The organism is Pseudonocardia sp. NPDC049635, from assembly GCF_040659795.1.
Taxonomy (GTDB): Bacteria; Actinomycetota; Actinomycetes; order Mycobacteriales; family Pseudonocardiaceae; genus Pseudonocardia.
In genome coordinates this window covers 22,504-45,687 of record NZ_JBFAON010000023.1, presented here as the reverse complement: position 1 = coordinate 45,687, position 23,184 = coordinate 22,504, and the positions used below count along the sequence as shown (strand labels likewise).

The following is a 23,184-nucleotide window of genomic DNA, read 5'->3' as shown; positions in this document are numbered from 1 at the left end:
TCGTCCTCCGCTCGGTCACGAGTAGGCCCGCCGTTCGTCCGGGGGCGGGATCTCCGCGCCCTTGTACTCCACCGGGATGCCACCGAGCGGGTAGCTCTTGCGCTGCGGATGGCCGTCCCAGTCGTCGGGCATGAGGATCCTGGTGAGCGCGGGATGACCGTCGAAGACGATGCCGAACATGTCCCAGGTCTCGCGCTCGTGCCAGTCCGCGGTCGGGTAGACGTCGACCACGCTGTCCACGTGCGGCTGATCGAGGTCCAGCGCGACCTCGAGCCGGATGCGCCGCCGGTAGGTCATGGAGAGCAGGTGGTACACGACGTGCAACGGCCGGTCCACCGGCTCGCCGTCCGGGGCCGAGTAGTCCACACCGGACACCCCCGAGCAGAACTCGAAACGCAGGCCCGGGTCGTCGCGCAGGGTACGGGCGACCGCGTTCAGCCGGGCCGGGAGGACGTAGAGGGTCAGCTCGTCGCGGTCGATGGTGACCTGCTCGATCGAGTCCCGCGGGATGTCGCGCTCGTCGAGGGCGGCGCCCAGCTCGTCGGCGAACTCGTCGAACCAGCCGCCGAAGGGCCGCTCGGCCGGGGCCGGGGCGTAACCGGGCAGCCGCAGCCCGCCGTAGCCGGAGGTGTCGCCGGCGTCGCGCACACCGAACATGCCCGACCGGGTGCGGGTACCGGGGACGGCGGCCGCCGGGCGGGTGCCGGCCAGTGCGTCACCGCCGCCGGTGGCCCGCTGCCGCTCCAGGTCGGCGCCACCCTCCTGCGCCGACGAGTGCGGACCGCCGGTGGGCTCGGCGCCGGAGGTCTCGTCCTTGGACGTGCCGGTCGGCTCGGTCACTTGTCCTCACTCCCGGGCTGCCGGCGCGCGGCGTCGGCCAGCGACGGGAGCGCCGCGCCGGCCGGCTCCTCGGCCGCGGGGAGGGCGTCGGTACGCGGTTTCGGCTGCGCACCCGGCTCCAGGTAGTTCGGGACGTACGGGGTCGGGGTGTTCTTCAACGCGTCCAGCCCCTTGTGCTTCGGCGCGAACCTGATCGAGGAGGGGACCATCGGTGTCCGGTGGCCGGACTCGGCCAGCTCGGCGGCCCGCTTCGGGCCGAGCGGCTCGTCGGAGATCTTGGCGTGGATCTTGAGGATGGCGTCCATCAGCATCTCCGGCCTCGGCGGACATCCCGGCAGGTACATGTCGACCGGCACCACGTGGTCCACGCCCTGGACGATCGCGTAGTTGTTGAACATGCCGCCCGAGCTGGCGCACACGCCCATCGCCAGCACCCAGCGCGGTTCGGGCATCTGGTCGTAGATCTGCCGCAGGACCGGCGCCATCTTGTTGCTCACCCGGCCCGCGACGATCATCAGGTCGGCCTGCCGCGGTGAGGCCCGGAAGACCTCCATGCCGAAGCGGGCGAGGTCGTAGCGCGGCGCGCCGGTCGTCATCATCTCGATCGCGCAGCAGGCCAGGCCGAAGGTGGCCGGCCAGAGCGACGACTTCCGGGTCCAGTTGACCAGCTTCTCGACGCTGGTCAGCAGGACACCGCTGGGCAGGTTCTCCTCGAGTCCCATTTCGGCTCCGTCAGCTCCACTCGAGTCCGCCGCGCCGCCATTCGTAGGCGTATGCGAAGGCGATGGTGGCGATGTAGAGCGTGATGGCCACGAACCCGAAGACACCGACCGCGTCCGCGATGACGGCGTAGGGGTACATGAACACCAGCTCGATGTCGAACAGGATGAACAGCATCGCGGTGAGGTAGTAGGCGACCGGGATCCGGCCGCCACCGACGACCGGCTGCGGCGAGGGCTCGATGCCGCACTCGTAGGAGTCGAGCTTCGCCCGGTTGTACCGGCGCGGCCCGATCAGCGGGGCCGAGGCGACCGAGAACAGCGCGAAACCGGCCGCCAACGCGAACAGCAGAACGAGCGGGAGATAGGGATCGAGCATCCGTACACCTTCGTAGTCGCGCGGCCGCCGCCGTTGGTAGTGGTGATCCACAAGCCGGTCGCCGCAGACCCTATGTCCGTCGTCGTGTGACGAACGACCCAGGCGAGCCTTACCTGGGGCGGCGCGCGCGTCGGCCCCGATGCGCGTCCACCCAGGTCGGCCCCCTCCGGCCGGTATGTCGACCACCACGCTTGTGAAAAACTTCACGAACGCGGGGCCGAGTGTAGGCGGTGCGCACGGAATCCGTCTCGGCGGACCGAGGAGACGATTCGGACACGCTGCGGCGCAACGAGACCGGCGCGGTGGAGTGCGGTGGGATCAGACCGGTCGGACGGCCCGGTGCAGCGCGACAGCGCCGACCGTGAGGTTCCGCCAGGCGACCCGCTCCCACCCGGCGCCGGCGATCATCCGCGCCAGCGCGGGCTGGTCCGGCCAGTCCCGGATCGACTCGGCGAGATAGAGGTAGGCATCCGGGTTCGACGACAGCGAGCGGGCCACCGCCGGCAGCACGCGCCTCAGCACCACGCCCTGGTACAACGCGCGGAACGGCGCCCAGGTCGGGGTGGAGAACTCGCAGACGACCAGCCGCCCGCCGGGACGGGTGACCCGGGCGAGCTCGCGGAGCCCGGCCTCGGGGTCGGACACGTTGCGCAGCCCGAACGAGATCGTGACGGCGTCGAACACACCGTCGGCGAACGGCAGGTGGAGCGCATCGGCGGCGGCCTTCGGCACGTCGCGGTGACCACCGGCGCGCAGCATCCCCAGCGAGAAGTCCGCGGCGACGCACCAGGCGCCGTCCTTCGCGAGCTCGACCGTGGACACCGCCGTGCCGGCGGCGAGATCGAGGACCCGCTCCCCCGGCTGCGGGGCCAGCGCGCGCCGGGTCTGGATCCGCCAGTAGCGGTCCTGCCCGCCGGACAGCGCGGTGTTGGTCAGGTCGTAGCGCCGGGCGACGCCGTCGAACATGCGGGCGACGTCGTGCGGGTTCCGGTCGAGCTCGGCGCGGGACACGTCACGAGCCTACGCACGCGCCGCAACCGCGACCCGTACCGCACGGCCCGGGCGCCACCGCACACGCCCGCGACGTCACGCGGCAAGGCCGCCCTGGGCGTCCCTCAGGACCTGCGCGTAGTGCGCGAGCAGCTCGTCACCCACCGCGGACCAGGTGCGGCGCAGGACCGACTGCCGGGCGGCCGCACCGAAGGCCCGGTTGCGCTCCGGCTCGCAGAGCGCCCGCACGGCGGCCACCAGCTCGCGATCGGCGGCGTCGGTGGCGGGGTCTCCCGGTTCACCGGCCGGCTCGGGCCGCGGCGCCACCAGGTAACCGGTCCGCCCGGGCAGCACCAGGTCGCGAGGGCCACCGGCGTCCGGCGCGACGACCGGGACACCGGACGCGAGCGCCTCCTGGACCGCCTGGCAGAACGTCTCGGCCTGCCCGGTGTGGACGAACACGTCCAGGCTGGCGTAGATCTCGGCGAGCTCGTCACCGCCACGGTGCCCGAGGAACGCCGCGGAGGGCAGCCGCTCGCGCAGCCCCTCGGCGCTCGGCCCGTCGCCGACGACGACCAGGCGCGTCCCCGGCAGCCCGCCCAGCACGGCGAGCCGGTCGACCTGCTTCTCCGGGGCGAGCCGGCCGACGAAGCCGATCAGCCGTTCGCCGTTCGGGGCGAGCTCGGCCCGCCGGGCGTCGCTGCGCCGGGACGGGGTGAACCGGCGGGTGTCGACGCCGCGCGCCCACTGGTGCACCCGCGGCACGCCGCGTTCGCGCAGCGCACCGGTCGCCCAGCTCGACGGGGCGAGCGTGCGGTCGGCCTGCGAGTGCAGCCGGCAGGTCCAGCGCCAGGCCGCGCGGGCGGTCAGGCCGAGCCCGTAGGACGACGCGAACCCCGCCACGTCGGTCTGGTAGACCGCGACGGTCGGGATGCCGAGCCGGCGGGCCGCGGCCAGCCCGCGGGCGCCGACCACGAACGGGGCGGCCAGGTGGACGACGTCGGGCCGGAACGCGCGCAGCGCCGTCAGCACCCGGCGGCTCGGCACGCCGACCGGCATGGAGTTGACCACCGGCAGCCCGACCGCCGGGATCCGGACGACCGGGACGCCCTCGTGCTCGGTGGACTCCCCGGTCCCCGGGGCGATCACCAGGACGTCGTGGCCGTGGGCACGCAGGTGCTCGCACACCCGCAGCACCGAGTTGGTGACGCCGTTGACCACCGGCAGGAAGCATTCGGAGACGATCGCGACACGCACGGTCCGACAGTGGTCGTGACGGAACGCCGGGCCGGGTCCGCGGCGTGATCGCCCGTCGAACGACGCGCGAACATCGGGTACGGGCACGCGTGTTGGCGTTCCCGGTGCGCACGCGTCATCTCGCGGTCGTGACCGGGTCACCCCCCGCCCGGACACTCGGGTGGCATGACGGCCGTCCCGCACGCCTCCCGACCCGCCCGACCGGTCGACCCGGTGCTGCTCTCCCGCGCACTGGAGACCGCGGGCAGGCTGGCGAACGACGCCGCCGAGGTGATCACCGCGACGCTCGGCCACGAACACGCGCGCAGTGTCAAGGCCAACCCGTTCGACTGGGTCACCGACACCGACCGGACCCTGGAACGGCACACCCGGCGGGTGCTGGCGGCGGACTTCCCGGGCTGCCCCGTCGTCGGTGAGGAGTACGGCGCGGACACCGGAGCCGCCACCGCGGCCATGCGGTGGGTGGTGGACCCGGTCGACGGAACCGCGAACTACGTCGCCGGGCTCCCCTGGTGCGCCTACAGCCTCGCCCTGGTCGACGCCGACGGGCCGGTCGTCGGCGTCGTCGCCGACCCGGGCCGGGGCCAGATCTACGCCGCCGCCCGGGGCCGGGGGTTCCGGGCCAACGGGGTGCCGGTGCCCGCCCCGCGCAGCGTCGGTCTCGCCGGGTCCCTGGTCTGCGCCGAGGACCCCGAGCCCGGTTTCCTCCGGCGCTGCCGGTCCGCGCACGCCGGGGTACGGGTGCTCGGCTCGGCCGCGCTCGCGATCACCCAGGTCGCGCTGGGGCATGCGGTGGCCGCGACGCTGGAGCACTACCACGAGTGGGACGTCGCCGGGGCACTGTGCCTCGCCACCGAGGCCGGGGCACTGGTGCTCGGCCGCGACGGCCGGGCGGCGCCGATGCCCGAGGGCGGGATGCTGGTCGTCGCGCCGCAGGCGGCGGCCGAGGTCGCCGCGCTGTGGCAGGACTGACGCGGGCAGGGCCTCTCAGCCCTGCCGGTCGCGCCGCCGCCGCAGCAGCACGTAGGCGGGGCCGACGACCGCCCAGACCGCCGCGATACCGCCCGCGATCGGCAGGATCCCGTCGACCGCGGACCGGCCCGCGACCCGCACCCGGGTCGGCTCCGTCCGGTCGTACTCGACGTAGATGTTCTCACCGGGCGTGAGCCCCACCGGGTACGAGATCCCCGACCCCGGGGTCTGCAGACGGCCCTGGTCGTCGACGAACCGGACGACCGTGCGCCAGTAGTCCGATCCCTCCAGCACGGTCGCCGCGGTCGTGGCGCGGTTCGCGTCGATCTGCGCGTCGTTCAGGAACGCCCCGCCCAGGGCGACCACGGCCAGCAGCGTGAGCGTGGCACCGACACCCGCGACGATCTCCGGGACGCGATAGCGGACCCTGCTCAGGACCCGGCCCGCCGCGGCCCGGGTCTCGGTCAGCACGTCGCCCGTCGGACTGGTCACGATCGGCGATTCTAGGAAGGGCCGGTCACCCCGGTGTGGCCGGTACCTCGCCCCGGGAGGCCGCACCGATACGCCGTGTTGCCTACTCTCGGATTGTGACTGTCGCACCGGCCACCACCGCGTTGCGCGTCCGCACCCGCCCGTTCCGGCTGGACGGACCGCTGCTGGACACGCTCCCCGGCGACTCCGGGGACCTCTGCTGGGTGCGTGGCGACACCGGCGGTGACGAAGGACTCGTCGGCTGGGGTGAGGTCGCCCGGTTCGCCGGTTCGGGCCCCGACCGGTTCGCCGAGGCGGACCGCTGGTGGCGCGCGGTCGTGGACCGGCTCGACGGCCACACCGACGACGTCGCACTGCCCGGCACCGGAGCCGTCGCGTTCGCCTCCTTCACCTTCGACGACGACTCCCCCGGCTCGGTCCTCGTGGTGCCGCGGGTGGTCGTCGGCCGGCGCGGATCCCGGTCGTGGATCACCGAGATCACCCCGGCCGACTCGCCGTTCGAGCGGACGGCGATCCGGCCGCCCTCGCCGGTACGCCCCGGCGGGCGGCTGCGCTACGCCGACGGTGACGTGCCCGCGCACCGCTACCGGGTCGCCGTGGCCGAGGCGGTGGCGCGGATGCGCGGCGGTGAGCTGGCGAAGGCGGTGCTCGCGCACGACCTGCTGGCGCACGCGGACGCGCCGCTCGATCCGCGGTTCCTGCTGCGCGGGCTCGCGCGGCGCTACCCCACCTGCTGGAGCTTCGCCGTCGACGGCCTGGTCGGCGCCACCCCGGAGCTGCTGCTGCGGCTCGACGGGCAGACCGTCGAGTCCCGGGTGCTGGCCGGGACGATGTGGCCGTCGGGTTCCGGCGGCGACGTGGGAGCGGCGCTGTACGGGTCGGCGAAGGACCGCCGCGAGCACGCCTACGCCGTCGACTCGCTCGCCGCCTCACTGCATCCGCTGGTCGCCGAGCTGACCGTGCCGCACGCCCCGGCCGTGCTGACCCTGCCGAACGTGTCGCACCTGGCCAGTGACGTACGCGCCCGGCTCGACCCGAACCGGCCGGCGTCGCTGCTCACGCTGATCGGCGCCGTCCACCCGACCGCCGCCGTCGGTGGCACCCCGACCCCCGACGCGATCTCGCTGATCAGCGAGATCGAGGGGCTCGACCGGGGCCGCTACGCCGGCCCGGTCGGTTACGTCGACGCCGACGGGGGCGGTGAGATGGGCATCGCACTGCGCTGCGCGGAACTGCAGGGCCGCACCGCCCGGTTGTTCGCCGGGTGCGGGATCGTCGCCGACTCCGACCCGGACGCCGAGGTCCGCGAGGCGGCCGCCAAGATGCGCGCCGTCCGCGACGCGCTGGAGGGCTGAGGGCCGGGCGCGGTGTGGCCGGCCCGTGCTCGGGGCCGACGTCGCGGTCAGCCGACCGCGACCCCGATCGCCTCGTGCAGCGCGGCGTGCGCGTCCCGCAGACCGCTCCGGGTCGCCGCGACCCGGACCAGCCGGCGCCCCGCCCCGGCCCGGGCCGCCAGCTCCGCCCGGTCACCGGACCAGTCCGCCGCAGCCCAGCCCAGCGCCCGCGCCAGGCCGATCAGGTCGGCGCCGGTCGGCGTGCCGAACACCCGCTCGAACGCGCTCGCGTGCTCCGGACCGCCCTGCTCCAGCAGGTGGAAGATGCCGCCGCCGTCGTCGTCGAGCACCACCACGGTCAGGTCGGGCACCGGCTCCGCGCGCCCCGCCACCAGACCGGTGGTGTCGTGCAGCAGCGTCAGGTCGCCGAGCAACAGTGTCGTCGGGCCGTCGTGGGCCAGCGCGGCACCGACGGCGGTCGAGACGGTGCCGTCGATGCCGGCCACCCCTCGGTTGGACCGGACCACCAGGCCGTTCCGGGGCACGGCGGCGAGCGCGACGTCACGCACCGGGTTCGACGAGCCGAGCACCAGCTGCGCGCCGTCCGGCTGGGCGGCGACCAGGTCCCTGGCCAGCCGCATCCCGGGCGCACCCACGGCCAGATCACCGTCGAGCGCGGCGTCGAGGGCCTTCGCCGCGGCCCGATCGGCGGCGGCCCAGGCATCGGCGAACTCGTCCGGCGGGGCCAGCGCGGGCAGCGCACCGACGGCGCGCACGGTGCCGGGGACGTCGGTCCAGGGCGCGCCGTCCGGGCCGGGATCGGCGTACACCGCGACGTCCGGGTCCGCGAGCAGCCGGGCCACCGCCCGGTGCAGGGTGGGCCTGCCGAGCACGACCACCTGCGACGGCCGCAGCTCGGACCGGTCGAGCAGCCACGGTGCGGTGCGCAGCGCGCCGGGCCACCACGGCGACGACGGCTCGGCCGCGAGCGGTGCGCCGCCGAGCAGGGCGGGGTCGGCGGCCGGGCCGCCGGAGCCGGCGATCACCAGGGTCGGGGCGGCCGGGTCCAGCGGGAGCGGCGGGAGCGCGCGCACCGGCCGGGGCACCGCCGTCCACCCGGCGCCGCCGGGGCGGCCCGCCGGGATCCCCGGACCGAGCAGGTCCGGCCCGTCCGGGACCGGCTCGGCGGGACCGCCAGCACCGACGGGACCGGCAGCATCGACGGGACCGGCAAGGCCGACGGGACCGGCGGCGCCGGATCGACCGGCAGGCTCGGTGCGGTCGACCGGACCGGCGGGGTCGGCAGGCCCGGCGGGGTCGGGGACGAGCGGTTCGGCGTAGGGCAGGTCCAGCTGGACGGGGCCGGGCGCGCCCGAACCGCCACCGGTGGCCGCGGCCAGTGCCCGGGCCACCCCGGACCGCCACCGACGTGCCTCCGCCTCCGATACGCCGGCCACCTCGGCCCCGCCGGAAGGCACCCCGAGCGAACCCGACCAGCGCACCGCGGACCCGAAGATCCCGGCCTGGGCGATCGTCTGGCTGGCCCCCGTCCCGACCAGCTCCGGCGGGCGGTCCGCGGTCAGCGCGAGCAGCGGCACCCCGGCGTGCGACGCCTCGAGCACCGCCGGGTGCAGGTTCGCCACCGCCGTCCCCGAGGTCACGACGACCGGTACCGGGCGGCCGGACGCCGCGGCCAACCCCAACGCGAGGAAACCCGCGGTGCGCTCGTCGATCCGCACGTGCAACCGGATCAGGCCCAGCTCGTCCGCGCGGGCCAGCGCGAACGCCGGTGGCGCGTTGCGCGATCCCGGGCAGAGGACCGCGTCGGTGACACCGGAGCGCACCAGTTCGTCGACGATCACCCTGGCCTGGGCGGTGGAGCCGTTCACGGTCCCGACCCTACGGCTGCAGCCATTCGAAGGTCGCGGCCGCCGATGCCCCCGGCAGCCGGGTCGCGGCCTCCCGGGCGGCCTCGCGCAGGAACGTGTCCGGATCGGCCATCGGGCCCGACAGCGCGGCCAGGTACCGCTCGTGCGCCCGGAGCGAGGCGACCGCGGCGTCCATGTGGCCGGAGACGTCCACCGCGTGCCGGGCCCGCGGCGACCCGGCCAGCGCGACGCCGCGCACACCGTCCCACCGCTGCCCGGCCTCCGGGAAGATCCATCGGTTGGCCGCGTCCCGGACGGCGTCGATGGTGGCCCGGCCGACCGCGACGTGGTCGGCCTGGTTCAGGTGGATCCCCTCGGCGTCCCAGGACTCGCGATGATTGCCGGTGACGACGAGCTGGGGCCGGTGCCGCCGGATCGCCGCGGCGATGTCGCGGCGCAGCGCGACCGAGTACTCGACCAGCCCGTCCGGGTGGTCGAGGAACTCGCACACCTCGACCCCGACGGCGGCGCAGGCGGCCCGCTGCTCGGCCTCGCGGACCGCGGCGCACTCCCCGGGCGACAGCGTGTCGATGCCCGCTTCACCCCGGGTGACCAGCAGGTAGGCGACCTGCGCCCCCTCGGACGTCCAGCGCGCGACCGCAGCGGCGCCGCCGTACTCCATGTCGTCGGGGTGCGCGACCACCACCAGCACGCGCTCGGCGCCCCCGGGCAGCGGAAGGTACTCGTCGTCGGCCATGCGGCTCAGTCTGCCGGTCACCGGGGACCGGATGTGGCCGGGCCACGTCGCGAGCGGAGCCCGGATGTGGCCGCAACCGGTGAAATCGTCACCCCTCGCCCTATCGTGACGCAATCGAGCGAGGTAACCAGTCTCACGATGGGGAGAGACCGTGTCCGACACACAGCCCGGCGCCACCGCGCCGGGATCCGGGGGCGACGGGCCCGCGACCGCGGCCGACCGCCCGCACACACCGATCGTGCGGGTCGTGGCCGCGAGCATGCTGGGCACGACGGTCGAGTGGTACGACTACTTCCTCTACGGCGTCGCGGCCGCGCTGGTGTTCCCGATGGTGTTCTTCCCCGACAGCGAGGGTGCCGTGGGGATCCTGCTGTCGATGGGCACGTTCGCGGTCGGGTTCGTCGCCCGCCCGCTCGGCGGGCTGGTGTTCGGCCACTACGGCGACAAGATCGGTCGCAAGAAGCTGCTGGTGCTGTCGCTGCTGATGATGGGTTTCGCGACCTTCGCGATCGGGCTGCTCCCCGGCTACGCCACGATCGGGATCCTCGCACCGGTCCTGCTGGTGCTGCTCCGCATCGTGCAGGGCTTCGCGCTCGGCGGCGAATGGGGCGGCGCGGTGCTCATCGTCTCCGAGCACGGCAGGCCCGAGCACCGCGGGTTCTGGGCGAGCTGGCCGCAGGCCGGCGCCCCGGCCGGGCAGCTGCTCGCCCAGGCGATGCTCGGCGTGATGGCGCTGGTGCAGCCCGAGGAGGCGTTCCTGTCCTGGGGCTGGCGGATCCCGTTCCTGCTCTCCGCGGTGCTGGTGCTGATCGGCCTCTACGTCCGGCTCGCCGTCGAGGAGTCCCCGGTGTTCCGGGACGCGCAGGCGAGGGCCGCCGAGCGCGCCGCGGCCGGGGAGAAGGAGTCGATGCCGATCCTCGACGTCCTGCGCGAGTACCCGCGTGAGGTGCTCACCGCGATGGGTGCCCGGTTCGCGGAGAACGTCTCCTACTACATCTTCACCATCGTCATCGCCACCTACCTGCAGGAACGGTTCGACCTGCCGTCGTCGTTCGTGCTGGGCGCGGTGCTCATCGGCGCCGCGGTGCACCTGGTGACCATCCCGCTCTGGGGCGCGATCTCCGATCGGGTCGGCCGCAAGCCGGTGTACCTGTTCGGTGCGGCGGGCGTCGGCGTGTGGGCGTTCGCCTTCTTCTTCCTGATCGACACGCAGAGCTTCGCGCTCACCGCGCTCGCGGTGACCGTCGGCCTGGTGCTGCACGGTGCCATGTACGGCCCGCAGGCCGCGTTCCTGTCCGAGCTGTTCGGCACGAAGGTGCGCTACTCCGGCATCTCGATCGGTTACCAGCTGGCATCGGTGTTCGCCGGCGGGCTCGCCCCGCTGATCGCGGCGTCGCTGCTGGTCGCGACGGGCAGCGGATACGCGATCGCGGCCTACATCGCGGCCAGTTCGGTGCTCACGATCATCGCGGTCGCCGCCTACTCCGAGACCCGCACCCGCCGCCTCGACGACGACGCGTTGCAGCACGGCTGAGCGGGCCGGCTCCCGGAGGGCGTAGAACGGGTACGACCTGATCTTCGTCCCCGGGAGCCGACCGATGCCACGTACCGACCTGACGATCGCCACACCCGACGGTGACGCGCCCGCGTTCCTGCACACGCCCGGCGGTGCGGGCCCCTGGCCCGGCGTGATCCTCTACGTCGACGCGGGCGGGGTGCGGAAGGCCATGCACGACATGGCCGCCCGTCTCGCGGGTCTCGGCTTCGCCGTGCTGCTGCCCGACGTCTACCACCGGCACGGCGACTGGGCACCGTTCGACATGTCCACGGTGTTCTCCGACGACGCCGAGCGCGAGCGCCTGATGGGCATGCTCGGTTCGCTGGAGCCGGGACTGGTCACGGCCGACGCGCAGGCATGGGTGGGCGCTCTGCTCGACCGGCCCGAGGTGAGCGGTTCCCGGGTCGGGGTCACCGGCTACTGCATGGGCGGGGTGATGAGCCTGCGGACGGCGGCCGCCCAGCCGGAGCGGGTGGCCGCGGCGGCGGCGTTCCACGCCGGGAACCTCGCGACCGACGACCCGGCGAGCGTGCACCGGCTGGCCGACCGGATCCGGGCCAGCGTCTACGTCGCGGGTGCCGAGAACGACCGGTCGTTCCCCGACGAGCAGCGCGAACGCCTCGTGGCGGCGCTCTCCGATGCCGGCGTCGACCACACCGTCGAGACCTACCCGGCGGCGCACGGCTTCGCCGTCCCCGACACGCTCGCCCACGACGCCACCGCCGAGCAGCGGCACTGGGAGGCCCTGAACACCCTCCTGACCACCCACCTGCGCCCCGGCCCCGCACGATGATCACGGATCGGGCACCGGAGCGGCCCTGCGGCGGACGTTCCGGTGCCCGACCCCCGATCACCTGCGAGGGGTCCGGGTAATCTCCCGCGGGAGATGACCGCGACCCTGCACGCCTCCGGCCTCGCCGCCGGGCACGGCGACCGCACCCTGTTCTCCGGCCTGGACCTGGTCGTCGCGCCGGGTGACGTGATCGGCCTGGTCGGCGCCAACGGGGCCGGCAAGTCCACGCTGCTGTCGATCCTGGCCGGCCTGCGTGCCCCGGACGCGGGCACGGTGACGCTCGCCCCGCCGGACGCGACCGTCGGCCTGCTGGCCCAGGAGCCGGACCGGCGCCCCGGTGAGACGGTGGCCGGCTTCCTCGCCCGCCGGACCGGGGTCGCCGACGCGCAGGCCGCGATGGACGCGGCCGCCGAAGCGCTCGGCGCGGGCGCGGCAGGGGCCGACGACCGGTACGCGACCGCACTGGACCGCTGGCTCGCGCTCGGCGGGGCCGACATGGAGGAGCGTTCCGGTGAGGTCCTGCGCGAGGTCGGCCTGCCGATCGACCCGCAGGTGCCGATGACCGGGCTGTCCGGCGGTCAGGCGGCCCGCGCGAACCTGGCCGCGCTGCTGCTGTCCCGCTACGACCTGCTGTTGCTCGACGAGCCGACCAACGATCTCGACCTGGACGGCCTGGACCGGCTGGAGGCATTCGTCGGCGGGCTCGCCCGTCGCGGCGGTACACCGACGGTGCTGGTCAGCCACGACCGGGAGTTCCTGTCCCGCACGGTGAACCGGATCGTCGAGCTGGACAGGGCGCAACACCGGATCGGGATCTACGACGGCGGCTACGAGTCCTACCTGGCCGAACGGGCGACCCAACGGCGGCACGCCCGCGAGGACTACGAGCAGTACGCGGACAAGCTGTCGTCGCTCAAGGACCGCGCGGTGATGCAGCGGAACTGGATGGCCCAGGGCGTCCGCAACGCCCGGCGCAAGACGAAGGACCCGGACAAGAACGTGCGGGCGCTGCGCGCCGAGTCCAGCGAGAAGCAGGCCGCGAAGGCCCGGCAGACCGAGCGGGCGATCGAGCGCCTCGAGGTCGTCGAGGAGCCCCGCAAGGAGTGGGAGCTGCGGATGACGATCGCGTCGGCGCCCCGCTCGGGCTCGGTCGTCGCCCGGTTGGACGGCGCCGTGCTGCGCCGCGGCGGGTTCGTGCTCGGCCCGGTGACGGCGCAGGTCGAGTGGGCCGACCGGGTGGTCGTCACCGGCGCGAACGGGGCCGGGAAGTCGACGCTGCTGGCCGCGCTCCTCGGGCGGCTGGAACCGGAGTCCGGGACGGCCCGGCTCGGCTCGGGCGTGCTGGTCGGCGAGATCGACCAGGCCCGCGGCGCCTTCCTCGGCGAGGACTCCCTGCTGCGCGCGTTCGGCGAGCAGGTGCCGGACTGGCCGGAGTCGGAGGCGCGGACGCTGCTCGCGAAGTTCTCGCTCGGCTCGGACACGGTGCTGCGCCCGGCCGCGTCGCTGTCACCGGGCGAGCGGACCCGCGCCGCGCTGGCGCTGCTGCAGGCCCGCGGGGTGAACCTGCTGGTGCTCGACGAACCGACCAACCACCTCGACCTGCCCGCCATCGAACAGCTGGAGGAGGCGGTGGACGGGTTCGCCGGGACGGTCCTGCTGGTCACCCACGACCGGCGGATGCTCGACACGGTCCGCGCCACCCGCCGCTGGGAGGTCCGCGACGGGGCCCTGCTGGAGTCCTGACCCCGGCAGGGCCCCGGACCGCGGTCAGCCCTGGGCGGGCTCCTCGGCGTCGCCCTGCGCGACGATCGCGAAGCGCAGCTCCTGCTCGCCCCCGTCGGTCTGCACGGGCTGCACGTCGAGGACCTTGTCGTCGAGCATCTGGGCCGCGGTGGGCTCGAGGAAGACGGTGATGCCCTCGCCGCGGAGCACGGTGTCCTGCGCGTCGGCCGTCGGGGCCAGCGCCAGCTCCAGGCCCTGCTCCGGGTCCGGAGCGGTGATCCGCAGGCCGCCCTCCTCGGGCAGCTGGGCGTCGGTGCTCAGGGTCTTGATGGCTTCGGCAGCGTTCTCGGTGATCGCCAACATCGTCCCCACCGTACGGATGCGCCGTGCCACGTCCACCGCGGCACCCGGCCACCGGCCCCCATCGGGTGGTCGATGACGCCGTGCGCTCGCAGAACACCGTCTGTGAGCTACGTCACCCGGTCATGGCACGGCCCGCAGACCCCGGTCCCGGACGACTGCGCGCAACGCGTCGTCCGAGCTGTCGTCGGCGGGCAGCAGGACGCACTTCACCCAGTGGACGGCGAAGCCGGTGGCGTTCGCGTCGTACGGCGGCCCGTCGGGCGGCCGGCACGCGGTGCTGCACCTGGAGAACGTGCTGGCCGAGCTGCACGCCGTCCCGGTGCGCGACGGGCTGAGCTTCGGCGAGTACTACCTGCACTGGGACGACGGCCTGCCGGGCGACCCGGCCGCCGAGACGCAGGCGAAGCTGGTGCTCGACGCGCTCGCGTGGTGGGCGGCCGCGCTGGCCCGGGCCCGCGCGGCCGCCCCCTACCCTGGCGCGTGAGAGCTCAGCCGAGGGTGTCCGGGTCCGGGCCGATGCGGGTGCCGGTGTGCAGCGTCTCGATCGCGGCGATGTCGTCGTCGGACAGGGTGAAGTCGAAGATCTCGTAGTTCTCCCGGATCCGGTCCGGGTCGTTCGACTTCGGGAACACGATGTTGCCGAGCTGGATGTGCCAGCGCAGGACGACCTGGGCGGCCGAACGACCGTGCTTCTCGGCGAGCTCGGCCAGCTCCGGGGCGTCCAGCAGGCCCTTGCCCTGGCCGATCGGGCTCCATGCCTCGGTCGCGATGTCGTGCTGCTGGTGGTACTCGCGCAGCTCGCGCTGCACCAGCTGCGGGTGGAACTCGATCTGGTTGACCGCCGGCACCGTCGAGGTCTGCGCGGCGAGCCGCTCCAGGTGCGGGATCTGGAAGTTCGAGACGCCGATCGAGAGCGCCTTGCCGGCGTCGCGCGCGTCCTCGAAGCCCTGCCAGGTCTCGACGTAGCGGTCCGCAGCGGGCCGCGGCCAGTGGATCAGGTAGAGGTCGACGTGGTCGAGCCCGAGCCTGGTCAGGCTCTGGTCGAGGCGGCGGACGGCCTCGGCGCGGCCGTGCCCGTCGTTGTTCAGCTTGGTGGTGACGAACAGCTCCTCGCGCGGAATGCCGGAATCGGCGATCGCCTGCCCGACGCCCTCCTCGTTGCCGTACATCTGCGCGGTGTCGATGTGCCGGTAGCCCACGTCCAGGGCCGCCTTCACCTTCTCCGCGGTGCGACCGGCCTCGATCTGGAAGACGCCGAAGCCCAGCTGCGGGATCTCGCGGCCGTCGTTCAGCTTGATGGTGGGAACAGACATGCCTCAGGTCTACCCGCACCGCCGCGCGGCCATACCGGGACGTCGGACAGCTCTCAGCCGGGAATACTCAGGCCCAGACCCGGGCGACCTCCGCGGCGACGGCGGCGGCCTGGGCCAGCCCGGCCCGCGCCGATCCGGCGCGGCGGGCCGGATCGAGGACGTTGCGGCCGAACGCCCGCCGGGACGCCCGGTCCGGCTCGACGAACGCCACCCGGGCCAGCGCCGCCAGCGCCTCGGCCTGCGCCCGGGGCCGGGCCGCACCGCCGACGGCACCCTGCAACGGCGCCAGGACGACGACCCGGCCGTACCCGGCGGCCAGGTCGGCGTTCGCCGTGGAGCGGACACCGCCGTCGATCCAGCGGGTGCCGGCGGCGCTGACCGGTGGCCAGACCCCGGGGACGGCGCAGCTCGCGGCGACCGCGGTGGCGAGCGGGACGCCGTCGCCCGGGCCGAAGACCCGGAACGCGCCGGTGCGGGCGTCCACCGCGGTGATCCGCAGGTCCCCCTCGGACGGCCAGTCGACGCCGGCCAGCCGGGACTCGATCACGGCGAGCCGCGCGGACTCCGGTCCGGTGTCGGCGGCGAGCGCCATCCGGCCGAGCCGGGCCCGGACGCGCTCGGCGTCGCGGGGGCCGGCCAGCGCGGCGATCCCGATCCGGGCCGCGGCCCGCAGTCCGAGCTGCGCGGCGATCTCCCCGGTGGGCGGCGCGAGCTGGGACTCCAGCAGCGCCTGCGGGTCCCGCCCGGCGGCCAGGTTGGCGCCCACCACGGACCCGGCGGAGGTCCCGACGACGAGATCGGCCCGGCGCAGGTCGACGCCGTTCGCGGCGAGCCCGGCGACCAGGCCGTACATCCAGGCGACACCGGTCACCCCGCCGCCGCCCAGGACCAGCGCACGCCGGTCGTCACTCATCGCGTCCCCTCCCACGGAAGCCCGCACGTCCGCGCCCACAGTGCCACGAGCCCGGTGGCGACGGTCCCGGGTACATCCGCCGCCGCACTCCGGCGCACGGCCGGTGTGCCGCGCTATGTTGCCGGTGAGACCGAGTCGCCCCCGAACGGAACACCATGAGCGTCAGACGGCCGGAGCCCGGCGTGCTCAGCCGGGTCCGTGCGGCGTCCGCCCTGCTCGGCCCCGGCGAGGGGCGGGTCGCCGCGGTGGTGCTGGCCCGGCCGGACGACGTCGTCGAGTGGTCGACCGCGGAGCTCGCGAGCGCCGCGGGCACCTCGACGGCGACGGTGATCCGGGCGTGCCAGCGGATGGGGTTCCGTGGGTTCCAGCACCTGCGCCTGGAGGTCGCCCGTTCCGCACCTCTGGCGCCCCGCGAGCCCGAGCACGAGGGTTCGCTGTTCGACGACGCGGTCGACGCGCTGCGGATCGCCCAGGAGTGCGCCGATCCGCGGCAGCTCGACGCGGCGGCCGACGCGCTGGCCGGAGCACGGCGGACAGTGCTGGTCGGGCACGGGTTCTCCGGCCCTCCCCTGCAGGATCTCGCGATGCGGCTCAGCACGATCGGCCACGTCGTGGAGGCGCCGATCGACCCGCAGGCGCAGCAGTTCACCGTCCAGACGCTGGCGCCGGGCGATGTCTGCCTGGCGTTGAGCTACTCCGGTGCGAACGTGCAGACGCTGCGCGCGTGCAGCGCGGCCGGGGAGCGCGGTGCGACCGTCGTCCTGGTCACCAGCTACGCACGGTCCCCGCTGGGCCGGGTCGCCGACGTCGTGATCTCGACCGGGCCGGCGGGGGGAACGCACGACGTCGACCCGTTCCTAGCCCGGATCGGCCACACGGTCGCGCTGCACGCCATCCTGGTGGCGCTCGCCCGGCGCCCGGACCGGCCGGACGTGAGCGGGATGCGGCACGTCGTGGCTGACGCGCTCACCGAGGGCTGATCAGCACAGCTCTGACCGAGGGCTGATCGGCCGGGCGGCCTCGGTGAACCCCTCGTCCGGGTGAACCCAGGTGCACACCGATCGTTCCGCGTGGGGTCGACCGCGACTCCCCCGCCGTTCACCGTGCCCGGCGAAGCTGGCGCCGTAACGACGTTCCGCACCGAGCGGAACGGATGTAACGGAGAGGGTGGTGGCCGTGCACGGCCTGGTCAACGCCCGATGGACCGGAGACACCCGCCCCTGGCTGATGCGCTCCGCCGCACCGGACGCACTCGACGACGCCGGTGTCACGACGCTGCGCAGGCTGGGGGTCACGGTCGTGGTGGACCTGCGCGAGCCCGGCGAGGCGGGCGTCGGCAGCTCGGCCCCGCTCGGCATCCCGGTCGTCCCGGTGCCGCTCTACGGTGGCCCGCCGCCGCGCACCGGCCGCCTGGAGGACATCTACGAGGACCTGTTGCGACACCGGGGGGCGGCGCTGGCCACGGCGGTCGGGGTGGTCGCCGACGACGAGGGCGCCGCGCTGGTGCACTGCACCGCGGGCAAGGACCGGACCGGTCTGGTGGTCGCCCTGGCCAGGCTGCTGGCCGGCGCCGACCCGGCCGACGTGCTCGACGACTACGCGCTCTCCGGTGACCAGGTCCGGCCGGTCCGCCTCGCGCAGGCCGAGGCGCTGGCGGGGACACTGCCGCCCGGGGAACGGGCCGAGGTGTTGCGCCTGCACCTGGAGAGCCCGCCCGAGGCGCTGCGGCACGCGCTCGCGGTGCTCGACGCGCTGGGTGGTGTCGAGACCTACCTGGCCGACCACGGGCTGGCCCCGGAGCAGGCCGGTTCGCTGCGCCGCAAGGTCGGCCGATGAGCCGCGAGTCGGGCCGGCTGACCGTCCTGCACCTCAGCGACGTGCACGCGACCGCGGGCGACCTGCTCTACGGCGCGGTGGACGGCCTCGAACGGTTGCGGCTCGTCGGCTCCTACGTCCGGCGGACCGGCATCACCCCCGAGGTGGTCGTCGTGACCGGTGATCTCGTGCAGCGCGGGCACTGGGTGGCCTATCCGGCACTGCGCGAGGCGCTCGACGATCTCGCGGTGAGCACCGGCGCACCGGTGCTCACCGCGATCGGCAACCACGACGACCCGGTCGCGGCCCGCACCCTCACCGGTCACCGGGACGGCCATCACCGCACGGTGCTGGCCGGTGGCCTGCGCGTGGTACTGCTCGACTCGTCGTCCGGCGAGCTCGGCGAGGTCGCGCTCGCCCGGCTGCGCGCGGAGCTGCGGACCCCGGCGCCCGAGGGCACCGTGGTCGCGCTGCACCACCCGCCGCTCGGGTCGCCGCTGCCCACCCTCGCCAGGGCCGGGCTGCGCGACGCCGACGCGTTGCTCGCCGCCGTCGCGGGCACCGACGTGCGCGCGGTGCTCGCCGGGCACTTCCACCATCCGCTCTCGGCGACCCTGCGCGGCGTCTTCGTCTCCGTCGGACCGTCGCTGGCCTACCACCAGATCATGGACGCCGGCCCGGACCGGGTCGGCGGCCACGACCTCGCGATGTTCTCGCTCGTGCACCTGCACGCCGACGGCGCCGCCGCCACCGGCATGGCACTGCACTCACCCGCTCCGCTGTTCACCTCCCCGACCAGATGAGGACGCCATGCACCGCCTCCGTTCCCCGATCGCCCTCGTCGCGACCGGGCTGGCCGCCGCCCTGCTCGCCGGATGCAGCGGCGCCCCCGCCGATCCGCCCGCCGACGGCGGGACCGGACAGGCCACCATCACGCTCTACACCTCCGAGCCGCAGGAGAAGGCCGACGAGCTGGTCGCCGCCTTCACCGAGTCGAACCCCGGGATCGCGGTCGAGGTCTTCCGGGCGGGCACCGGTGATCTCACCGCGCGGATCGAGTCCGAGCGGGCGTCCGGCGGGATCCAGGCCGACGTGCTGCTGGCGGCCGACGCCGGGACCTTCGAGGACTACGCCGCCGAGGACCTGCTCCTGCAGTACACCCCGGCCGACGTCGACGCCCTGAGCCCCGAGGTCGTCGATCCCGAGGGCTACTACACGGGCACCCGGATCATCCCGACGGTGATCGCCTACAACACCGGGGTGGTCACCGACCCACCCACGTCCTGGGCCGCGCTGACCGACCCGGTCTACGCCGACCGGCTGGTCATGCCCAACCCCGACGTCTCCGGGGCCGCCGCGTACAACGCCGCGGTCTGGCTGGGCGAGCCGGAGCTCGGTGAACGGTGGATGCAGGACCTCGCGGCGAACCGCCCGGTCGTCGCCGACAGCAACGGCCCGGTCGCGCAGGCCGTGGCCACCGGGGCGCAGCCGGTCGGGATCGTCGTCGACTACCTGGTCCGGGAGCTGGCCGAGCAGGGATCGCCGATCGCCGTCGCGTACCCCGAGGAGGGCGTCCCCTTCGTCTCCCAGCCGGCCGGAATCTTCGCCGGCACCGAGCAGCCCGAGGCCGCACAGGCGTTCGTCGACTTCCTCGTCAGCCTCGAGGGCCAGCGACTCGCCGTCGAGCAGTCCTACCTGCCGGTCCGGTCCGACGCCGGGTCCCCGGAGGGTGCGCCGGCCCTGGACGACATCGCGATCCTGTCCCCCGACCTGGAGACCGTCCGCGCGAACCAGGACGCGGCGGTGCAGACCTTCCGGGAGCTGTTCACCCGGTGACCGCCTCCCCCGCCACCGCGGTCCCGGCGGCCCGCCGGGGCCGCGGGCCGAACGGTGTCGACCTGCTCGCCGTCGCCCTGTGGGCGGCCTGTGCGGCGCTGGTGCTCGTGCCGCTCGGAGCGATCATCGTGCTCGCTGCGGGCGGATCGCGGCTCGACGTGCTCCTTGGCGACGACGTCGTCGAGGCAGGCGTCAACAGCCTGGTGTCGGCGGGGACGTCGGCGGTCCTGGCCGTCGTGGCCGGCACGGCGCTGGCGGTCCTGCTGGACCGGACCGACCTGCCCGGGCGCAGGGCCCTGCGGTTGCTGGCCCTGACCCCGCTGCTGGTGCCGCCGTTCGTCGGTGCGATCGCCTGGCTCGGCATCGCCGGACCGACCAGCCCGCTCAACCTGTGGTGGCGGGACCGGTTCGGCGCGCCCCTCTGGTCGGTCTACGGCGGCGACGGCGTGGTACTGCTGCTGACCGTCCACAGCTACCCGCTGGTGATGCTGATCGTCGGCGCCGCGTTGCGCCGGGTGCCCGCGGACCTGGAGCACGCGGCCCGCATCGCGGGCGCCGGGCCGGTCCGCAGCACGCTCGCGGTCACGGTCCCGCTGCTGCGACCGGCGCTGCTCTCGTCGTTCGTCCTGGTCGGGGTGGGCAACCTCGCCGACTTCGGCATCCCGTCGATCGTCGGGCTGCCCGAGCGGTACGTGACGCTGTCCACCCTGGTCTACCGGTACCTGCAGTCCGGCACCGTCGACGATCCGCTGACCGTCGTCGCCACGATCGGAACGGTGCTGCTGGCGCTGGCCCTGGCGGCGGTGCTGCTGGACGCGGTGCTCGGACGCGGCGCGGACCGGGAGCTGGACACCTCGGCGTCCCCGCCCCAGGTGCTCGCGCTGGGCCGCAGCCGGGCCCCGGTCGGGCTGCTCGTGTGGGCCGCGGTCACGGCGGTCACCGTGCTGCCGTTGCTGGCGCTGGCGAGCCAGACGTTGCTCCGTGCACCGGGTCTCCCGCTCGTCCCCGAGAACCTCACCACCGACAACCTGGTCCGGGCCCTCACCTCGGCCAACACGATCACCGGGGCCACGAACTCGGTGGTCCTCGCGGGCCTCGCCGCGCTCGTCTGCGCCGTGCTGGGACTCGGCATCGGCGTTCTCGTCACCCGGACGCGGACTCCGGGGAACCGTGCGCTGCGCGCGGTGGCGCTGCTCCCGCAGGCCGTCCCGGGGCTGGTCATCGCGGTCGCCTGGCTCGTCGTGGCGCCGTTCGTCGGGCTGTTCAACACGCCGTGGCTGATCCTCTGTGCCTACGTGACCTCGTTCGTGGCGCTCGTCGTGCAGGCGGTGACGGCCCCGCTGGCCGGGATCCCGGCCGGCGCCGAGGAGGCCGCCCGGATCTCCGGTGCCGGGCGGCTGCGCACCCTGGTCGACGTCTCGTGCCGGGCCGCGCTGCCCGCGACGCTGGCGGGTGCGGTGATCGTGGCGGTCACCGCGGTGCGCGAACTGACGCTCTCGGTGCTGCTGCTCTCACCCGGTTCGCAGACCCTCGGTGTGGTGATCTTCAACCTGCAACAGGCCGGTGCGTTCAACACGGCCTCCGCGCTGTCGCTCGTGGTGGCGCTGCTCGGCATCGCCGTGATCGGGCTCGCGACACCGCGTGCCGACCGACCGAAGGGATCCCCGTGGCATCCGTGACCCTCGACGCCGTCTCGGTCCGCTACCCGGGCGGCGCGCTCGGCCTCGACGACGTGTCGCTCGACGTCGGCGACGGCGAGTTCCTGGCGCTGGTCGGCCCGTCCGGCTCGGGGAAGACGACGCTGCTGCGCGTGATCGCGGGCTTCCTCACCCCCGACGCGGGACGCGTCGTCATCGGCGGTACCACCGTCGCCGGTGCCGGTGCCGTCGTCCCGCCCGAGCGCCGGGCGCTCGGCATGGTGTTCCAGCAGCACGCCGTCTGGCCGCACCGCGACGTCGGCCGCAACGTCGACTACCCGCTGCGCCGGGCCCGGGTGCCACGCGCTGACCGGGTACGGCGGGTGGACGAGGCGCTGACGATGGTCGGCCTCGCCGGCTTCGCCCGCCGGGACCCGTCGACCCTCTCCGGTGGCCAGCGCCAGCGGGTGGCGCTGGCCCGCGCGCTCGTGTCGCGGCCACGGGTGCTGCTGCTCGACGAGGCGCTCTCGGCGCTGGACGAGCCGCTGCGCGACCGGCTGCGGCTGGAGCTGCACACGCTGACCCGCGAGCTCGGGCTGACCGTCGTGCACGTGACGCACGACCGCTCGGAGGCGCTCGCGCTCGCCGACCGGGTCGCGGTGCTGGACGGCGGACGGATCGCGCAGATCGGCACCCCGGACGAGATCGTCACGCACCCGCGGAGCCCGTTCGTCGCCCGGTTCGTCTCCGACGCCACCCTGGTCGAGGGCGTCGTGGACGCGACCGGGTTCAGCGCCGACGGTCACCCGCTGCGGCTGCACCGCAGCGAGGGGCTGCCGCCTGCCGGCCCGGCGTGCGCGGCCGTCCTGCCCTCCGGTCTCGACGTCCGGCCCGCGCCCGACGGGGCCGCGGTGGTCCGGTCGTCGCTGTTCACCCCCACCGGTGGCGACGTCGTGCTGGACTGGGCCGGGCTGTCGGTCCGGGCCCGGACCGCCGGATACCGGCCGGCCGTCGGCGACCGGGTCGACGTCACCGTGTGCGAGGCCCGGATCTACCCGAGCGGGGACGGGGTCGTCCCGACCGAGGCCGTCGGGGTGGGCGGGTGACCCTCGCCCTCGTCCGGCACGGGCGGACCGCCTGGAACCGCGAACGCCGGCTGCAGGGGCGCACCGACATCGCGCTGGACGACCACGGGCGGGTCCAGGCGGACGCGGCGGGCAGGCTCCTGGCCAGGGCGCCGTGGACCCGGCTCGTCTGTTCACCGCTGGTGCGGGCCGTCGAGACGGCCCGGATCGTCGGCGGGCACCTGGGGCTGCCGCACGTCCTCGATCCGGCGCTCGTCGAGCGCGACTTCGGTGCCGCCGAGGGGATGGCGGTCGCCGCGGCGGCGGAGACCTGGCCGGACGGTGACTACCCGGGCTCGGAGACCTGGTCGGAGCTCTCCGCCCGGGCCCACGAGGCACTCACCCGGCAGCTCCGGCGCGGCGGTGACACGGTCGTCGTCGCGCACGGGACGGTGCTGCGGGCCGGCATCGAGGCGATCGTCGGGGGCCGTTGTCCCCGGCTGCTGAACGGGCAGGTGGTGCTGCTCGACGGGACGACCGCCCAGGTCGTCGAGGGGTGAGG

24 protein-coding genes are annotated in these 23,184 nt (G+C 74.7%); 13 read left to right on the top strand and 11 right to left on the bottom strand.

Annotation, left to right across the window (positions count from 1 at the left end):
• Window positions 1-15: 15 nt before the first annotated feature.
• The 5 genes from AB0J24_RS22830 to AB0J24_RS22810 form a co-directional block, all read right to left on the bottom strand.
• Window positions 16-840 carry an NADH-quinone oxidoreductase subunit C gene (locus AB0J24_RS22830; protein WP_358684515.1) on the bottom strand — a complete coding sequence of 275 codons (825 nt, stop codon included), beginning with the start codon at window positions 838-840 and terminating at the stop codon, window positions 16-18.
• On the bottom strand, window positions 837-1,562 hold the full coding sequence (locus AB0J24_RS22825) for an NADH-quinone oxidoreductase subunit B family protein (protein WP_358684513.1): 726 nt from the start codon (window positions 1,560-1,562) through the stop codon (window positions 837-839). Before AB0J24_RS22825 ends, AB0J24_RS22830 begins: the two co-directional genes overlap by 4 nt.
• A gap of 10 nt (window positions 1,563-1,572) precedes the next feature.
• Window positions 1,573-1,938, bottom strand: coding sequence for an NADH-quinone oxidoreductase subunit A (locus tag AB0J24_RS22820; protein WP_358684511.1), 366 nt, complete (start codon window positions 1,936-1,938; stop codon window positions 1,573-1,575).
• 318 nt (window positions 1,939-2,256) lie between these two features.
• Entirely contained in the window at window positions 2,257-2,949 is a 693-nt protein-coding gene (locus AB0J24_RS22815) for a demethylmenaquinone methyltransferase (RefSeq protein WP_358684509.1), read from the bottom strand.
• A 75-nt stretch (window positions 2,950-3,024) separates the two neighbouring features.
• Entirely contained in the window at window positions 3,025-4,185 is a 1,161-nt protein-coding gene (locus tag AB0J24_RS22810) for a glycosyltransferase family 1 protein (RefSeq protein ID WP_358684507.1), read from the bottom strand.
• A gap of 165 nt (window positions 4,186-4,350) precedes the next feature.
• On the opposite strand from AB0J24_RS22810, the gene AB0J24_RS22805 reads away from it, so the two are divergent.
• A complete protein-coding gene (locus AB0J24_RS22805) occupies window positions 4,351-5,157 on the top strand; it encodes an inositol monophosphatase (protein WP_358684505.1) in 807 nt (268 codons plus the stop codon).
• A gap of 15 nt (window positions 5,158-5,172) precedes the next feature.
• Here the strand turns inward: AB0J24_RS22805 and AB0J24_RS22800 are convergent, their stop codons facing one another.
• Window positions 5,173-5,649 (bottom strand): DUF3592 domain-containing protein, encoded by a 477-nt coding sequence (locus tag AB0J24_RS22800; protein ID WP_358684503.1) that lies wholly within the window; start codon window positions 5,647-5,649, stop codon window positions 5,173-5,175.
• A gap of 95 nt (window positions 5,650-5,744) precedes the next feature.
• On the opposite strand from AB0J24_RS22800, the gene AB0J24_RS22795 reads away from it, so the two are divergent.
• Entirely contained in the window at window positions 5,745-7,004 is a 1,260-nt protein-coding gene (locus tag AB0J24_RS22795) for an isochorismate synthase (protein ID WP_358684499.1), read from the top strand.
• Between the two features lie 47 nt (window positions 7,005-7,051).
• Here the strand turns inward: AB0J24_RS22795 and AB0J24_RS22790 are convergent, their stop codons facing one another.
• Together AB0J24_RS22790 and AB0J24_RS22785 are read right to left on the bottom strand one after the other, a co-directional pair.
• On the bottom strand, window positions 7,052-8,872 hold the full coding sequence (locus tag AB0J24_RS22790; RefSeq protein WP_358684497.1) for a thiamine pyrophosphate-binding protein: 1,821 nt from the start codon (window positions 8,870-8,872) through the stop codon (window positions 7,052-7,054).
• A 10-nt stretch (window positions 8,873-8,882) separates the two neighbouring features.
• Window positions 8,883-9,608: a PIG-L deacetylase family protein gene (locus AB0J24_RS22785; protein WP_358684496.1), complete on the bottom strand. Its 726-nt coding sequence runs from the start codon at window positions 9,606-9,608 to the stop codon at window positions 8,883-8,885.
• 259 nt (window positions 9,609-9,867) lie between these two features.
• On the opposite strand from AB0J24_RS22785, the gene AB0J24_RS22780 reads away from it, so the two are divergent.
• From AB0J24_RS22780 to AB0J24_RS22770, 3 genes are all read left to right on the top strand, one after another.
• Window positions 9,868-11,142: an MFS transporter gene (locus AB0J24_RS22780; RefSeq protein WP_358684604.1), complete on the top strand. Its 1,275-nt coding sequence runs from the start codon at window positions 9,868-9,870 to the stop codon at window positions 11,140-11,142.
• Window positions 11,143-11,206: 64 nt separating this feature from the next.
• Window positions 11,207-11,959, top strand: coding sequence for a dienelactone hydrolase family protein (locus AB0J24_RS22775; RefSeq protein ID WP_358684494.1), 753 nt, complete (start codon window positions 11,207-11,209; stop codon window positions 11,957-11,959).
• Between the two features lie 93 nt (window positions 11,960-12,052).
• Window positions 12,053-13,702 carry an ABC-F family ATP-binding cassette domain-containing protein gene (locus tag AB0J24_RS22770; RefSeq protein ID WP_358684492.1) on the top strand — a complete coding sequence of 550 codons (1,650 nt, stop codon included), beginning with the start codon at window positions 12,053-12,055 and terminating at the stop codon, window positions 13,700-13,702.
• A gap of 24 nt (window positions 13,703-13,726) precedes the next feature.
• Here AB0J24_RS22770 and AB0J24_RS22765 read toward each other — a convergent pair whose 3' ends face one another.
• Window positions 13,727-14,044, bottom strand: coding sequence for an adhesin (locus tag AB0J24_RS22765; RefSeq protein WP_358684490.1), 318 nt, complete (start codon window positions 14,042-14,044; stop codon window positions 13,727-13,729).
• A gap of 178 nt (window positions 14,045-14,222) precedes the next feature.
• On the opposite strand from AB0J24_RS22765, the gene AB0J24_RS22760 reads away from it, so the two are divergent.
• Window positions 14,223-14,528 (top strand): NAD(P)H-dependent oxidoreductase, encoded by a 306-nt coding sequence (locus AB0J24_RS22760; RefSeq protein WP_358684601.1) that lies wholly within the window; start codon window positions 14,223-14,225, stop codon window positions 14,526-14,528.
• Between the two features lie 4 nt (window positions 14,529-14,532).
• Here AB0J24_RS22760 and AB0J24_RS22755 read toward each other — a convergent pair whose 3' ends face one another.
• Both AB0J24_RS22755 and AB0J24_RS22750 read right to left on the bottom strand, forming a co-directional pair.
• Window positions 14,533-15,357, bottom strand: coding sequence for an aldo/keto reductase (locus AB0J24_RS22755; RefSeq protein WP_358684488.1), 825 nt, complete (start codon window positions 15,355-15,357; stop codon window positions 14,533-14,535).
• A 67-nt stretch (window positions 15,358-15,424) separates the two neighbouring features.
• Window positions 15,425-16,270, bottom strand: coding sequence for a patatin-like phospholipase family protein (locus AB0J24_RS22750; RefSeq protein WP_358684486.1), 846 nt, complete (start codon window positions 16,268-16,270; stop codon window positions 15,425-15,427).
• A gap of 155 nt (window positions 16,271-16,425) precedes the next feature.
• Between AB0J24_RS22750 and AB0J24_RS22745 the strand changes: the two genes are divergently transcribed.
• The 7 genes from AB0J24_RS22745 to AB0J24_RS22715 all read left to right on the top strand — a co-directional run bounded on the left by AB0J24_RS22745 (window position 16,426) and on the right by AB0J24_RS22715 (window position 23,182).
• The gene (locus AB0J24_RS22745) at window positions 16,426-17,250 is read left to right on the top strand and encodes a MurR/RpiR family transcriptional regulator (protein WP_358684484.1); all 825 of its coding nucleotides are present in this window, start codon (window positions 16,426-16,428) and stop codon (window positions 17,248-17,250) included.
• 190 nt (window positions 17,251-17,440) lie between these two features.
• On the top strand, window positions 17,441-18,106 hold the full coding sequence (locus AB0J24_RS22740) for a tyrosine-protein phosphatase (RefSeq protein WP_358684482.1): 666 nt from the start codon (window positions 17,441-17,443) through the stop codon (window positions 18,104-18,106).
• The gene (locus AB0J24_RS22735; protein WP_358684480.1) at window positions 18,103-18,888 is read left to right on the top strand and encodes a metallophosphoesterase; all 786 of its coding nucleotides are present in this window, start codon (window positions 18,103-18,105) and stop codon (window positions 18,886-18,888) included. Before AB0J24_RS22740 ends, AB0J24_RS22735 begins: the two co-directional genes overlap by 4 nt.
• 7 nt (window positions 18,889-18,895) lie before the next feature.
• Entirely contained in the window at window positions 18,896-19,921 is a 1,026-nt protein-coding gene (locus AB0J24_RS22730) for an ABC transporter substrate-binding protein (protein ID WP_358684478.1), read from the top strand.
• Window positions 19,918-21,600: an iron ABC transporter permease gene (locus tag AB0J24_RS22725; RefSeq protein ID WP_358684476.1), complete on the top strand. Its 1,683-nt coding sequence runs from the start codon at window positions 19,918-19,920 to the stop codon at window positions 21,598-21,600. The genes AB0J24_RS22730 and AB0J24_RS22725 overlap by 4 nt, the downstream gene beginning before the upstream one ends.
• The gene (locus AB0J24_RS22720; protein ID WP_358684474.1) at window positions 21,588-22,664 is read left to right on the top strand and encodes an ABC transporter ATP-binding protein; all 1,077 of its coding nucleotides are present in this window, start codon (window positions 21,588-21,590) and stop codon (window positions 22,662-22,664) included. The genes AB0J24_RS22725 and AB0J24_RS22720 overlap by 13 nt, the downstream gene beginning before the upstream one ends.
• On the top strand, window positions 22,661-23,182 hold the full coding sequence (locus AB0J24_RS22715; protein WP_358684472.1) for a histidine phosphatase family protein: 522 nt from the start codon (window positions 22,661-22,663) through the stop codon (window positions 23,180-23,182). Before AB0J24_RS22720 ends, AB0J24_RS22715 begins: the two co-directional genes overlap by 4 nt.
• The last annotated feature ends 2 nt before the right edge of the window (window positions 23,183-23,184 follow it).